The sequence below is a fragment of the Haloarchaeobius pelagicus genome (assembly GCF_051207375.1).
In the GTDB taxonomy this organism is placed as follows: domain Archaea; phylum Halobacteriota; class Halobacteria; order Halobacteriales; family Natrialbaceae; genus Haloarchaeobius.
The window spans coordinates 884,314-897,394 of sequence record NZ_JBPJZD010000002.1 but is presented as its reverse complement, the minus strand read 5'-3'; the positions used below and the strand labels follow the sequence as shown (position 1 = coordinate 897,394).

At 67.1% G+C, this 13,081-nt stretch carries 13 protein-coding genes; 10 read left to right on the top strand and 3 right to left on the bottom strand.

All coding sequences use genetic code 11. The features are described from left to right. Window positions 1–76: 76 nt before the first annotated feature. Complete coding sequence (locus tag ACSC1S_RS17075) at window positions 77–2,263, top strand: ATP-dependent DNA helicase (RefSeq protein ID WP_435365340.1); 2,187 nt, start codon at window positions 77–79, stop codon at window positions 2,261–2,263. A 208-nt stretch (window positions 2,264–2,471) separates the two neighbouring features. Here ACSC1S_RS17075 and ACSC1S_RS17070 read toward each other — a convergent pair whose 3' ends face one another. Both ACSC1S_RS17070 and ACSC1S_RS17065 read right to left on the bottom strand, forming a co-directional pair. Beyond that, window positions 2,472–2,972, bottom strand: coding sequence for a 2'-5' RNA ligase family protein (locus tag ACSC1S_RS17070; protein WP_435320271.1), 501 nt, complete (start codon window positions 2,970–2,972; stop codon window positions 2,472–2,474). A gap of 43 nt (window positions 2,973–3,015) precedes the next feature. Beyond that, entirely contained in the window at window positions 3,016–3,210 is a 195-nt protein-coding gene (locus tag ACSC1S_RS17065) for a DUF7554 family protein (RefSeq protein WP_435320007.1), read from the bottom strand. Window positions 3,211–3,512: 302 nt separating this feature from the next. Here ACSC1S_RS17065 and ACSC1S_RS17060 point away from each other — a divergent pair, with 302 nt between their 5' ends. The 9 genes from ACSC1S_RS17060 (at window position 3,513) to argF (ending at window position 12,557) form a co-directional block, all read left to right on the top strand. Beyond that, window positions 3,513–4,760 carry an argininosuccinate synthase gene (locus ACSC1S_RS17060; protein WP_435320006.1) on the top strand — a complete coding sequence of 416 codons (1,248 nt, stop codon included), beginning with the start codon at window positions 3,513–3,515 and terminating at the stop codon, window positions 4,758–4,760. Between the two features lie 5 nt (window positions 4,761–4,765). Beyond that, a complete protein-coding gene (gene argH / locus ACSC1S_RS17055; RefSeq protein ID WP_435365339.1) occupies window positions 4,766–6,223 on the top strand; it encodes an argininosuccinate lyase in 1,458 nt (485 codons plus the stop codon). Window positions 6,224–6,420: 197 nt separating this feature from the next. Next, window positions 6,421–6,585, top strand: coding sequence for a lysine biosynthesis protein LysW (gene lysW, locus ACSC1S_RS17050; RefSeq protein ID WP_261649209.1), 165 nt, complete (start codon window positions 6,421–6,423; stop codon window positions 6,583–6,585). A 4-nt stretch (window positions 6,586–6,589) separates the two neighbouring features. Then, a complete protein-coding gene (gene lysX, locus ACSC1S_RS17045; RefSeq protein ID WP_435320004.1) occupies window positions 6,590–7,474 on the top strand; it encodes a lysine biosynthesis protein LysX in 885 nt (294 codons plus the stop codon). Further along, window positions 7,474–8,541, top strand: a complete 1,068-nt coding sequence (argC, locus tag ACSC1S_RS17040) for an N-acetyl-gamma-glutamyl-phosphate reductase (protein ID WP_435365338.1) — start codon at window positions 7,474–7,476, stop codon at window positions 8,539–8,541. Before lysX ends, argC begins: the two co-directional genes overlap by 1 nt. A gap of 1 nt (window position 8,542) precedes the next feature. After that, window positions 8,543–9,421 carry an acetylglutamate/acetylaminoadipate kinase gene (locus ACSC1S_RS17035; protein ID WP_435365337.1) on the top strand — a complete coding sequence of 293 codons (879 nt, stop codon included), beginning with the start codon at window positions 8,543–8,545 and terminating at the stop codon, window positions 9,419–9,421. Further along, the gene (locus tag ACSC1S_RS17030) at window positions 9,422–10,558 is read left to right on the top strand and encodes an aspartate aminotransferase family protein (RefSeq protein ID WP_435365336.1); all 1,137 of its coding nucleotides are present in this window, start codon (window positions 9,422–9,424) and stop codon (window positions 10,556–10,558) included. Then, window positions 10,555–11,610: a [LysW]-lysine hydrolase gene (locus ACSC1S_RS17025; protein WP_435365335.1), complete on the top strand. Its 1,056-nt coding sequence runs from the start codon at window positions 10,555–10,557 to the stop codon at window positions 11,608–11,610. The genes ACSC1S_RS17030 and ACSC1S_RS17025 overlap by 4 nt, the downstream gene beginning before the upstream one ends. Further along, window positions 11,607–12,557, top strand: a complete 951-nt coding sequence (argF, locus tag ACSC1S_RS17020) for an ornithine carbamoyltransferase (protein ID WP_435365334.1) — start codon at window positions 11,607–11,609, stop codon at window positions 12,555–12,557. The genes ACSC1S_RS17025 and argF overlap by 4 nt, the downstream gene beginning before the upstream one ends. Here the strand turns inward: argF and ACSC1S_RS17015 are convergent. Beyond that, window positions 12,535–13,020, bottom strand: a complete 486-nt coding sequence (locus ACSC1S_RS17015) for a hypothetical protein (protein WP_435365333.1) — start codon at window positions 13,018–13,020, stop codon at window positions 12,535–12,537. The two genes, argF and ACSC1S_RS17015, sit on opposite strands and share 23 nt — an antisense overlap. Between the last annotated feature and the right edge of the window lie 61 nt (window positions 13,021–13,081).

Genomic DNA, 13,081 nt, shown 5'->3' with positions numbered 1-13,081 from the left:
GAATTCATCAAGGTGGACCACCCCACCCGGAGCCAGCAGCCGAACCCTTTTGACCGAGAACGGGCAATCACACGGTGTGTCCGAGGTCAACGCGTATCTCCGCTTTTTCCCCTACGACGAGCCCTACGACAACCAGGGCGAGGCGATGGACCGCATCCACACCTCGCTCGAACGGGGCCAGGACGTGCTGTTCGAGGGGGCCTGCGGGACGGGCAAGACGCTGTCGGCGCTCGTCCCGGCGCTGGAGTACGCACGCGAGACGGAGAAGACGGTCGTCATCACGACCGACGTCCACCAGCAGATGCGCCAGTTCGTCCAGGAGGCCCGCGCCATCACGAAACACGAGCCGATTCGCGCCGTGGTGTTCAAGGGCAAGGCCTCGATGTGCCACATCGACGTGGGCTACGAGGAGTGCCAGGTGCTGCGGGACAACACCCGCGAACTGGTCGACGCGCGCATGGAGGCGGCCCAGCTGCGCGACCGCGAGCGCGAACTCCTGTCGGCGGCCCAGGAGGGCGAGGAGAAGGCCGCCGAGGCGCGCAAGGCCGTGGTGGACGAACTCGACGCGGTGAGCCAGCGCGCCGAGTCCATCAGCGAGGAGAAGAACGTCTGTGACCACTACCGGAACAACCTGACCGGGAACACCGCGGAGTTCTACCAGTGGCTGTTCGACGACGTGCGCACGCCCGACGACGTGTACGAGTACGCCCACCAGCAGACGATGTGCGGGTACGAGTTGTTGAAAGACGGGATGGAGGGCGTCGACCTCGTGGTCGCGAACTACCACCACCTGCTCGACCCGATGATCCGCGAGCAGTTCTTCCGGTGGCTCGGACGCGACCCCGAGGACGTCATCACGGTGTTCGACGAGGCGCACAACGTCGAGGGCGCGGCACGGGACCACGCGACCCGCACCCTCACCGAGCAGACGCTCGACCAGGCGCTGGAGGAACTCGACGAGAGCGAGGACTCGCGAGCAACGCGCGCCGAGACCGTGCTGCGGGCCTACCGCGACGCCCTCGTCGAGGTGTACGAGGAGTCGTTCTCGTTCGGCGAGCGCGAGCAGGTCGGCGACGACTGGGAGGACGTGGCGGTCGCGAACGAGTCCGGGCGGGACGACCTGACGATGGAGTTCCTCCAGCAGCAGTACGACGGGCTGGACTACAAGGCCGACCTGGAGGCCGCGGTGATGCTCGGCAAGGAACTCGACGACCGGTACGAGGAGGCGTACAAGAACGGCGAGGCGACCACCCGGCAGGAGTGCCAGACGCTGCAGGCCGCCACCTTCGTCGGCGCGTGGATGCGCGAGGGCACCCAGGAGGGCCTGCATCCAGTGGCCTCGGTCCGCCGGGACCAGGGGACAGACGAGGTGTACGGAAGAGCCGAACTCTACACCTGCATCCCGCAGGAGGTCACGAAGGAGCTGTTCGAGGAGGTCCACGCGACCGTGCTGATGAGCGCCACGCTCAGGCCCTTCCACGTCACCGAGGACGTGCTCGGCCTCACCAGCCCGGTGAACATGGCCTACGGCCTGCAGTTCCCGCCGGAGAAACGCCGGACCTACGCCGTCTCGACGCCAGCGCTGTTCGCCAGTGCCCGCGACGACCCCACCGTGCAGAAAGAGGTCGGCGACACCCTGCACGACGTGGTCCGGTTCACCCCCGGCAACACGCTTGTGTTCACGCCGAACTACTCGGAGGCGGCCCGCTACGCCGCCCACCTGCGCAAGCACGGCGATTCGACGGTGTATCTGGACAAGGCCGGCGTCAGCGCCGAGGACCTGCGCGAGGACTTCACCAACGACGACGGCGCGGTCCTGCTCACCTCGCTGTGGGGAACGTTGGCAGAGGGGGTGAGCTTCGACGGCGACGACGCCCGGACCGTGGCGGTGCTGGGGGTGCCCTACCCGCATCTCGATGATAGAGCAGAGGCGGTCCAGCAGGCGTATGGCAAGGCGTTCGGGCGGCCGACCGACAAGGACCCCGGCTGGAAGTACGCGGTCGAGATTCCCACGGTTCGCAAGACCAGGCAGGCGCTCGGGCGGGTGATTCGCTCGCCGGATGACTTCGGCGTCCGGGTGCTGCTGGACGAGCGCTACACTGCCAAGAGCAAGGGCGAGATGGGCAAGTACAGCGTGCGGGACACGTTCCCGGCCGAGGAGCGCGACGAGATGCTGGACATCGAACCCGAGAAGCTGAAGTTCGCGATGATGAACTTCTACCAGGACATGGAGGCGTACGACGGGCCCCCGCCACAGCCGTGACCGGTAGAAGTGAGAACTGTGACCGTCAGTGACGACGAGCAGTTCACTCGCACTGGTGGCATTGACCGCAACCGCCCCGCACCACGCCCTCCCCAGCCGACTCCCTCCGTTTCACTTCGGTCGTCCCTCGCGCGCCCTCACCTCGTGGCTTCGCTATCGCTCAGCACACTCGAAAGCGCGCGCCACTCGGTTCGTGAAAACTCGCGACTCACGCCGGTAGATTGATTCTCGCCGCCACTTCCCGGTACCGCGAGTCGAAGATTTCTAACTGATTGACCGTCCACGTCACCGGTTCTATCTCCTGCTCCAGTAGCCTATCGGCGGCCGACTGCGGGGCATCGCGGGCGATGGTGACGTGGGGAACGTAGTCCTCGCCCTCCAGCCCACCGATGGCCCCGAACTCGTCGACGAGGCGCTCGTGCAGGTCCAACAGGCCGGGGCTCTCGACCTCGAAGTAGACCACCGGCGCAGTCCCTTTCGTGGGCTGTTCGAAACAGCCGAGGCCAGTCACCTGTACCTCGAAGGCGGGTTGGCCGCGCAGGGCTCGCCGGACCTCGTGCTCGCGCACGGAGAAGTGCTCGGGGTCGCCGATGCGCTTTGCGAGGAGCGTGTAGTCCTCTCGCACCCGGTCGAAATCGAGTAAGAAGGGATGGAGGTCGCTGGCGAGGCGGGCGACGGTCCCCGGAACCGGGACGTTGACGCTGTACACGGTCGACATCGGCCGGGGAGCGAAAAGAGCGTGACGGTCCGAATCAGAGTCGGTCGGTCAGCCACAGCACGATGAGGACGATGATGGCGAGCCCGAGCAGCGGCCGGAACGGCCCAAGCAGTGCGCCGAAGATGCCAACTATCTCCCCCACGACCTCCAGTGCGATCCAGATAACGACCAGGACCAGGACGATACGGAGCAACGACTCGACTTCGAGGTCCGCACGGTTGTCGAACATACGGAAACGTGGGGGTCGGCTGGACATAAAACCAGTTCCAAACCGAGAATGTGCGTGGCACTCACACACGTGTAACTTTTGCTGCCCCACAAGGTTTTAATACCAAGGTGAATCTAACTCTGGGTACGATGAAGCAACACCGCAGCCACCTCGCGCCTTCGTTCTTCGCGAGCGGTGTTGCTATCCGACGACCGCGACGACGACCGGCCCGTTAGGGCCTACTACATTCTCACCATCGCGGCGCACAGTTTCAAACTACAATCGGTCGGCGGACGCCAGTCCGCCAGTAACACGGACACGGCATGACACAACACACATCGGACACCACGACAGCATCGAACCAGAAAGTAGCACTCGCGTTCTCGGGCGGCCTCGACACCACGGTCTGCGTCCCGCTCCTCAAGGAGGAGTACGGGTACGACGAGGTCATCGGCGTCACCGTCGACGTCGGCCAGCCGAAAGCCGAGTTCGCCGAGGCGGAGGAGACCGCCGAGGCGCTCGGCCTCGAACACTACGTCGTCGACGCCAAGGAGGAGTTCGCGGAACTCTGTCTGGACTCGGTGAAGGCGAACGCGACCTACCAGGGCTACCCCCTGGGGACGGCGATGGCCCGCCCGGTCATCGCGAAGGCGATCCTCTCGGTCGCCGAGGAGCAGGGCTGCACCGGCATCGCCCACGGCTGCACGGGCAAGGGCAACGACCAGCTGCGTTTCGAGGCTGTCTGGCGTGACTCCTCGCTGGAGGTCATCGCGCCGGTCCGCGAACTCGGTCTGACCCGCAAGTGGGAGAAGGAGTACGCCGACGAGAAGGGCCTCCCGGTCGAGGGTGGCAACGAGGGCGACTGGTCCATCGACACGAACCTCTGGAGCCGTTCGGTCGAGGGCAAGAACCTCGAGGACCCGAGCTACATCCCGCCGGAGGACATCTACGAGTGGACCGACGCCCCGACGGGCGAGACGACCACGGTCGACATCACGTTCGAGAACGGCTACCCGGTCGCCGTCGACGGCGAGTCCTACGAGCCGGTCGAACTCATCGAGTACCTGAACGAGTTCGCGGGCGCGTACGGCGTCGGCCGCACGGACATGATGGAGGACCGCATGCTCGGCCTGAAGGTGCGCGAGAACTACGAGCACCCGGCCGCGACGGTCCTGCTCTCCGCCCACGAGGGCCTCGAACAGCTCGTGTTCACGAAGGAGGAGCGCGACTTCAAGCCCCAGGTCGAGAACCAGTGGGCCCAGAAGGCCTACGAGGGCCTCGTCGACGCGCCCCTCATGAAGTCGCTCAACGCCTACATCGACCAGAGCCAGACGAAGGTGACGGGCACCGTCACCGTGAAGCTCCAGGGCGGGATGGTCCGCGTGGTCTCCCGCGAGTCCGACTACGCCGTGTACTCCGAGTCCGCGGCCTCGTTCAACACCGAGACGGTCGACGGCATCGAGCAGGAGGACGCGACGGGTGTGGCGAAGTACCACGGCTTCCAGTCGCGCCTCGCGAACTCGGTCGCGAAGCAGGCCGAGCCCGACATCGAACTCCCGGCCGACGACTGAGACAGATGACGGACTTCGAGAGCGACGAGGGGACGGCTGTCCGTGGCGACCGCTTCAGCGGCGGCCCCGCCCGCGGCTTCCTCTCCTCGCTCGACGCCGACGAGCGCATCTTCGCGGCCGACGTGGCCGTCGACCGCGCCCACGTCGTCATGCTGGCCGAGCAGGGTATCATCGACGACGAGACGGCCGGCACCATCCTGCAGGCGCTGAACGTCGTCGAGGTCGAGGGGCACGCGGCGCTCCCCGACGGCGAGGACGTCCACGAAGCAATCGAGAGCGCGGTCATCGAGCAGGTCGGCCCCGAGGGTGGCAAGATGCACACCGCCCGCTCGCGCAACGACGAGGTCGCGACCTGCATCCGCCTGCGCCTCCGCGAGGACGTGCTGGAGGCCATCGAAGCAGTGTGTGACCTGCGCGCCGCGCTCGTTGCGGGCGCGACCGAACACGCCGACACGGTGATGCCCGGCTTCACGCACCTGCAACACGCCCAGCCGACGACGGTCGGGCACTACCTGCTCTCTTACGAGCAGGCTCTTGCCAGGGATACGGCTCGCCTGTTCGACGCGTTCGGACGCATCAACCAGAACCCGCTCGGGGCGGCGGCGTTCGCCGGCACCCCCTTCGACGTGAACCGCGACCGTACCGCCGAACTGCTCGGCTTCGACGGCGTCCTGACGAACTCGATGGACGCCTCCTCGGCGCGTGACTTCCTCGTGGAGGTCGCCTCCGCGATGGCGAACCTGGCGACGACCCTGTCTGGGCTCTCGGAGGACGTGGTCATCTTCGCGAACCAGGGCTACCTGGACCTCTCGGACGACTACTCCTCGACCTCGTCGATCATGCCCCAGAAGAAGAACCCCGACACGTTCGAGCTCGTCCGCTCGGTCGCGGGCGAGGCGAACAGCGGGCTGATGGGCATCCTGACGACCCTGAAGGGCCTGCCCCGCGCGTACAACCGCGACCTGCAGAACGCGACCCCGCACGTCTGGGATTCGGTCGACACCGTGACCCAGGCGGTCGGGGTGGCTGCCGGTGGAATCGCGACCGCGACCTGGAACGAGGACGAGCTGGCCGCCGCGGCCGGGTCGAACTTCTCGACGGCAACTGGAATCGCGGACCTGCTCGCGATGGAGGGCGTCCCGTTCCGTACCGCCCACGAACTCGTCGCCAGGGCGGGCGAGAACGGGGCGGACTACGCGGCGCTCGACGCCGCGTCCGAGTCGGTGCTGGGCGAATCGCTCGACACCTACGTCGACAAGTCGGCGGTCGAGGCAGCCCTCGACCCGGCCGAGAGCGTCGCGATGCGCGACTCGGTGGGGGGCCCCGCGCCCGAGGCCGTGAAGGCGGCACTCGACGAGGCGGAGGGGACCCTCACCGCGGACACCGACGAGCTCGAGGCGAAACGTGGGGCGCTCGACGACGCCCACACCGCCCTGATGGAAGAGGTGAACGAGTATGTCTGAGACGGCCCACATGCGACCACCACGACCCCGACTTCTCCCACGAGTCCCACGACGGGACAAAATGAACTAAATCCGATAACTTATTTCGGATGTTCGGCTTTGGATGCTTTCCTCCCTCGATTAGAGCCATCAGAGATTGTGTAAATGTTTTGGTAAGTTCGGAAGTTTTAATATAGTGTATCGCCCATGGACACGTGATGACAGAATGCATCGAGTGCGGGGCCGACGTGACCCTGCACGACGACCTGGAAGCCGGAGAGATTCTCGACTGTACCACCTGCGGTGCCGAGCTGGAAGTGCTCGCCACAGACCCCGTCGAACTCGACGTGGCACCCGAGCTCGAAGAGGACTGGGGGGAATAAGCCGATGAAGGTCGGACTGCTCTACTCCCGGATTCGCAGGGACGAGAAGCTGCTCCTCTCGGAACTGCGCGAGCGTGGCCACGAGGTCGTCAAGATCGACGTCCGGACCCAGCAGTTCGGCCTCACCGAACCGCCAGCCATCTTCGAGGGCCTGGACGTGGTGCTCGACCGCTGTGTCGCGACCTCGCGCAGCCTCTACATCACCACGTTCTGTGAGGCCTACGGCATCCCGGTCGTGAACTCGGCCGAGACAGCCGAGATCTGTGCCGACAAGGCGAAGAACAGCCTCGCGCTGGCTGGTGCGGGCGTCCCGACGCCCGAGACCAAGGTCGCGTTCACCACGGACGCGGCCCTCGAAGCCATCGAGGAGTTCGGCTACCCCTGCGTTCTCAAGCCCGTCGTGGGCTCGTGGGGCCGCCTGATGGCGAAGATCGACTCGCGCTCGGCCGCCGAGGCCATCCTGGAGCACAAGGCCACGCTCGGGCACTACGAGCACAAGGTGTTCTACATCCAGGAGTTCGTCGCCAAACCCGACCGCGACATCCGCGTGCTCGCCACCGACGGCGAGCCGGTCGCGGCGATGGCGCGGTCCTCCGAGCACTGGCTCACGAACGCGGCCAAGGGCGCAGCAACGGCGGAGTTCGAACTCGACGACGAGGCGAAGGCGCTGGTCAAGCGCGCCTCCGAGGCGGTCGGGGGCGGCCTGCTCGGTATCGACCTGATGGAGACCGAAGACGGCTACACCGTCCACGAGGTCAACCACACGGTCGAGTTCAAGTCGCTGAACGACGCGACCGAAGTCGACGTGCCCGCGAAGGTCGTCGACTGGCTCGAATCGGTCGTCGAGACGGACGCCGAGACAGACGACGTGGCAGAGGTGACAGCCTGATGGGCGTGACGACGGCCACGGACGAGGACAGTGAGACCGTCTCCGCCAGCGTCGTCGGCGGCTCCGGCTTCACCGGCGGGGAACTCCTCCGCCTGCTCGCCGGCCACCCCAATTTCGAACTCACGCAGGCGACGAGCCGCCAGTACTCGGGCAAATCCATCGGGAGCATCCACCCGAACTTCCGCGGCTCCGAACTCCGTTTCACCGAACCTGACGACCTCGAATCGGTCGACGTGCTGTTCGCGGCGACGCCCCACGGCGTCACGATGGAGCACATCGACGCGTTCGAGGACGCGGCAGACACGGTCGTCGACCTCTCGGCGGACTTCCGTCTCGCCACCGAGGGACAGTACGACGACTGGTACGACGGGCACAGTTGCCCAGAAAAGCTCGAGAAGGCGGAGTACGCACTCCCCGAGGTGAACCGCGAGAACCTGCCCGGGGCGGACATCATCGCCTCCGGTGGGTGTAACGCGACGGCCACCATCCTCGGCCTGAAACCGCTCGCCGATGCCGGTGTCCTCGACGGCGCACACGTCGTCGTGGACGTGAAGGTCGGCAGTAGCGAGGGCGGCGCGGGCGGCGGCGAGGCCTCCAGCCACGCCGAGCGCTCGGGCGTCGTCCGGCCCTACGCGCCGACGGGTCACCGCCACGAGGCCGAGATCGAGCAGTGGCTCGGACTCTCGGTCTCCTTCACCTGCCACGCCGTGGACATGGTCCGCGGCGCGAGCGCGACCTGCCACGTCTTCCCCGACGGACCGGTCTCGAAGCGCGACCTCTGGACCGCCTACCGCGGGGCCTACGAGGACGAACCCTTCATGCGCCTCGTCGCAGGCGGCTCCGGCTCGTATCGCTACCCCGAACCCAAGGCCGTCGCTGGCACGAACTACGGCGACGTCGGCTTCGAACTCGACGCCGCGAACAAGCGCATCGTCGTCTTCTCGGCCATCGACAACATGATGAAAGGCTCGGCCGGGCAGGCCATCCACGGCGCGAACGTCGCGCTGGGGTTCGAGGAGACTGCCGGACTGGAGTTCACGGGGCTGCACCCCGTGGGGAGTCCCTGAAATGACGACGGTCGTCAAGATCGGCGGTGCCCGCGCCGTCAACCCGGAAGGCGCACTCGCCGACGTGAAAGACCTCGTCGCGGCGGGCGAGCAGGTCGTGGTCGTCCACGGCGGCTCGACCGCGGTCGACGAGACGCTGGAAGCCCTCGGCAAGGAGCCCACCTACGTCGAAACGCCCGGCGGCGTCGTCGGACGGTTCACCGACGAAGAGACCATGGAGGTGTTCCAGATGGTCATGCCGGGCAAGCTGAACACGCAGCTGGTCGAGGGGCTCCAGAACCAGGGCGTGAACGCGGTCGGCCTCTCGGGGGTCGACGGCGGTCTCTTGAAGGGGAAGCGCAAGTCCGCGGTCCGCGTCCTCGAGGACGGGAAGAAGAAGATCAAGCGCGGCGACCACTCCGGCAAGCTCGAATCCGTGAACACCGACCTCCTCGACACCTTGCTGTCGGGCGGCTACACACCGGTCGTGACCGTCCCGATGCTGGGCGAGGAGCGTGACGGAACGCTCACCGCGGTGAACGCCGACGCCGACCGTGCCGCGGCCCACGTCGCCGGCGCACTCGGCGCGGACCTCGTGGTCCTCACCGACGTCTCCGGCGTCTACGCCGACCCCGAGGACGAATCCACGCGTATCGACGTGGTCGACGATGCAGCGGGCTGGGACGCCCTCGAAGCCGCCGCGGAAGGCTTCATGACGAAGAAGGTGATGGCGACGAAGGAGGCCCTCGAAACCGGTGCCTCCTCCGTCGTGGTCGCGACCGCGAACAACGACGAACCCATCCAGTCCGCGCTCGCGGGCGACGGCACGACGATCCTGCCGAGTGCCCTCGGACTGGCCGACGCCGACACAGCCGACGACGAGCAGGAGGTGACCCAGTAGATGCCCAACGACTTCGTCTTCTCACGCAAACCCATCAGCATCGAACGCAGCGAGGACGTGTTCCTCTACGCCGACGACGGCACCGAGTACCTGGACATGGGCGCGAGCTACGCCTGCACGCCCGCCGGCCACTCTCATCCGGACGTGGTCGGGGCGGTGCAGGAGCAGGTCGCAGACCTCACGTTCGTCCAGGGCTCGTACCCGACGAGTTCGCGCGACGAACTGTACGAGAAACTCGGCGCGCTCGCGCCCGAGGGAATGAGCAACGTCTGGCTCTGTAATTCCGGGACCGAAGCGAACGAAGCAGCACTCAAGTTCGCACGCAGTGCGACCGAGAGTACCAAGATCGTCGCCACCAAGCGCGGCTTCCACGGCCGCACCATGGGCGCGCTGTCGGCCACCTGGAAACCGAAGTACCGCAAGCCGTTCGAGCCGCTCCTTGCGGACGTGGAGTTCGTCAGCTACGGCGACGCGGAGGAACTCGCCGAGGCAGTCGACGACGACACTGCGGCCGTCATCCTCGAACCCGTGCAGGGCGAGGGGGGCGTCAATCCGAGTACGACCGAGTTCCTCGAAGCGGCCCGCGAGGCGACCGAAGACCACGGCGCAGCCCTCGTGTTCGACGAGGTCCAGACCGGTCTCGGCCGCACGGGTTCGTTCTGGGCCTGCGAGGCCGCGGGCGTCACCCCGGACATCGTGACGAGCGCGAAGGGCCTTGCAAATGGCTTGCCCCTGGGCGCGACGCTGTGTGCCGACTGGATCGCCGAGGACGCGGGCCCGCACGGCTCGACGTTCTCCGGCGGGCCGGTCGTCTCTGCGGCCGCGTCGGCGACCCTCGACGTCATCGTCGACGAGGATCTGCCGGGCAACGCCCAGGCGGTGGGCGACTACCTCGTCTCGGAACTCGAAGCCGCGGACCTGCCGGTCCGTGACATCCGCAACTCCGGCCTGCTCGTCGGCATCGAGGTCGGGCGCAAGGCGAACAAGGTCCTGCGCGACCTCGCCATCGAGCACCAGATTCTGGCGTTGCCGGCCGGCCGCACGGTCGTCAGACTGCTCCCGCCACTGACGATGACGAAGGCCCACGCCGACGAGGTTGTGGAAGCGCTGACAGCCATCCTGGGGACGGAGGAATGAGCACGAGCATGGCAACCGCAGTCAGCGACGGGGTCGCCCGCGAGCTGCTCGAATCCATGGTCTCCATCCCCTCGCCCTCCGGCGAGGAGATGGCGGCCGCCGAGCGCCTCCGGAACTTCTTCCAGGCCCACGACCGGGACGCGTACATCGACGAAATCGGGAACGTCCGCGCCCCGGCCGACGACTCGGTCCTGCTGACCTCCCACATCGACACGGTGCCCGGGGACATCCCGGTCCGTATCGAGCAGGAGGACGGCGAGGACGTGCTCTGGGGCCGCGGGACCGTCGACGCGACCGGCCCGCTGTGTGCGATGGCCGTGGCCGCGGTCCGCACCGGCGTCTCCTTCGTCGGCGTCGTCGGTGAGGAGTCCGACTCGCGCGGCGCGCGCTTCCTCGTCGAAGATAGGGACGAACCCGACGCCGTCATCAACGGCGAGCCCTCGGGCTGGGACGGCGTGACGCTTGGCTACCGCGGCTTCCTCACCGCGACGTACACCGCACACACCGATTCGGCGCACACCTCGCGCCCCGAGCCCAACGCCATCCAGGACGCGATGGCCTGGTGGGGCCGCATCGAGGAGGCCTTCCCGCCCGCCGCCGACGGCGAGGTGTTCGACTCGGTGACGGCGAAACCCGTCAGTATCGACGGGGGCGTCACCGACGACGGCCTCGCCTACGAGTCGACGATAGATGCACAGTTCCGGATTCCGCCCGGCACGGACGCCGCAGGCATCCAGGAGACGGTCGAAGACGCGCTCGAGACGGGCACCATCGCGTGGGACGACCACATCCCGCCCGTGATGGGCAGCCCCCGCAGCGAGGTCGCGCGGGCGTTCCGCGTCGCGATACGCCGACGAGGGGGCGACCCCCGCCTCCTCCGCAAGACCGGCACCGCCGACGTGAACCTGTACGCCGCCGCGTGGGACTGCCCCATGGCCACCTACGGCCCGGGCGACTCGGCACTGGACCACGCGCCGGACGAACGTATCGCACTGTCCGACTACGACAACGCCATCGCGGTCCTAGAGACCGTCTCCGACGAACTGCAATGAGCACCCACACCGATTCCACCACACCGATGCCAGCACCGAACACGAAGCACTTCCTGACCGTCGACGACCTGACCGCAGACGAACTGTCCGCCGTCCTCGAGAAGGCGGCCACCTACAAGCAACAGCTCGCGTCGGGCGAGTCCCACGCCGACCTCGCCGGCAAGACGCTGGCGATGGTGTTCGAGAAGCCATCGACGCGCACCCGCGTCTCCTTCGAGACCGGGATGACCCAGCTCGGCGGCCACGCCGTCTTCCTGGGCCCGGACGACACGCAACTCGACCGCGGCGAACCGATCAAGGACACGGCGCGCGCCCTCTCGGGCTACGTGGACGTCATCATGGCGCGCCTGTTCGACCACGAGGACCTGTCGGAACTCGCGGCCTACGCCGACGTGCCGGTCGTCAACGGCCTCACGGACGACGCCCACCCGTGCCAGACGCTCGCGGACCTGCAGACCATCCAGGAGCACTTCGGCGACCTTTCCGAGGTAACGGCGGCATGGGTCGGCGACGGCAACAACGTCGCCCAGTCGTTCGCGAAGGGCTGTGCCATGACCGGTATCGACCTGACCGTGGCGACGCCCGAGGGCTACGGCCTCAGCGAGGAGACGCTGGAGGCGTGTGCCGACCTCGGCGACGAGCCCACGGTCACCCACGACCCGGCCGAGGCGGTCGCCGACGCCGACGTGGTGTACACCGACGTCTGGGTCAGCATGGGCGAGGAGGACGAACGCGAGGAGAAGGTCGCCGCCTTCGACGGCTTCCAGCTCAACGAGGACCTGCTCTCGGGCTCGGACACGAAGGTCATGCACTGCCTGCCCGCCCACCGCGGCGAGGAGGTCGACGACGACACCATCGAGGGCGAGCGCTCACTCATCTGGCAGCAGGCGGAGAACCGCATGCACGCCCAGAAGGCGCTGCTGACTAGTGTAGTGCGCGGGTTCTGACGAGTATCGCCAGCCCGATTCCGAGCAACAGCCCGTAGACGACGTGCCCGACGAGGGGCATGATGGCGAGATTCGGAATCGGTAGCCCCGGGCCGAAGCCGACGTTGTTCAGCCAGAGCGGCCACAGGAACACGATGTTGAGTGCCCACAGCGCGACGCCGAAGGCGACGGCCGTGCCGGCACCGACGTGATACGCACCTATCTTCTCACGGAGAGGTTCGCGGTCGACGACGACCCCGAACAGCGCCCCGAAGAGGGCGCTGTGAGCCAGGTGGGCCACCCAGCCGAGGCTCAGGCTCGGCTCGCCGAGCGTGTACATCGCGCCGATTGCGGTCATCCGGTCGAGCTGGAACTGGATGAGCAGGCCGAACGCGACCCCGGCGACCAGCCCGGCGATTCCGCCCCCCAGCACCATCGCGTTACGGCTCTCTATCGGGTCGATCACGTCAGTCGATGTGGACATACCGTGAACGACTGGGTGGGTATAAAAAGACGTGACCCGGTCGTGTGTCCCGAACGCACGC

Coding starts and splice junctions, on each gene's coding strand:
- ACSC1S_RS17065 (WP_435320007.1), bottom strand. CDS start 3,210: ATGTTCGACAACCGTGCGGACCTCGAAGTCGAGTCGTTGCTCCGTATC.
- argH (WP_435365339.1), top strand. CDS start 4,766: ATGACGGACTTCGAGAGCGACGAGGGGACGGCTGTCCGTGGCGACCGC.
- ACSC1S_RS17015 (WP_435365333.1), bottom strand. CDS start 13,020: ATGTCCACATCGACTGACGTGATCGACCCGATAGAGAGCCGTAACGCG.
- argC (WP_435365338.1), top strand. CDS start 7,474: ATGGGCGTGACGACGGCCACGGACGAGGACAGTGAGACCGTCTCCGCC.
- ACSC1S_RS17035 (WP_435365337.1), top strand. CDS start 8,543: ATGACGACGGTCGTCAAGATCGGCGGTGCCCGCGCCGTCAACCCGGAA.
- ACSC1S_RS17030 (WP_435365336.1), top strand. CDS start 9,422: ATGCCCAACGACTTCGTCTTCTCACGCAAACCCATCAGCATCGAACGC.
- lysW (WP_261649209.1), top strand. CDS start 6,421: ATGACAGAATGCATCGAGTGCGGGGCCGACGTGACCCTGCACGACGAC.
- argF (WP_435365334.1), top strand. CDS start 11,607: ATGAGCACCCACACCGATTCCACCACACCGATGCCAGCACCGAACACG.
- ACSC1S_RS17025 (WP_435365335.1), top strand. CDS start 10,555: ATGAGCACGAGCATGGCAACCGCAGTCAGCGACGGGGTCGCCCGCGAG.
- ACSC1S_RS17060 (WP_435320006.1), top strand. CDS start 3,513: ATGACACAACACACATCGGACACCACGACAGCATCGAACCAGAAAGTA.
- lysX (WP_435320004.1), top strand. CDS start 6,590: ATGAAGGTCGGACTGCTCTACTCCCGGATTCGCAGGGACGAGAAGCTG.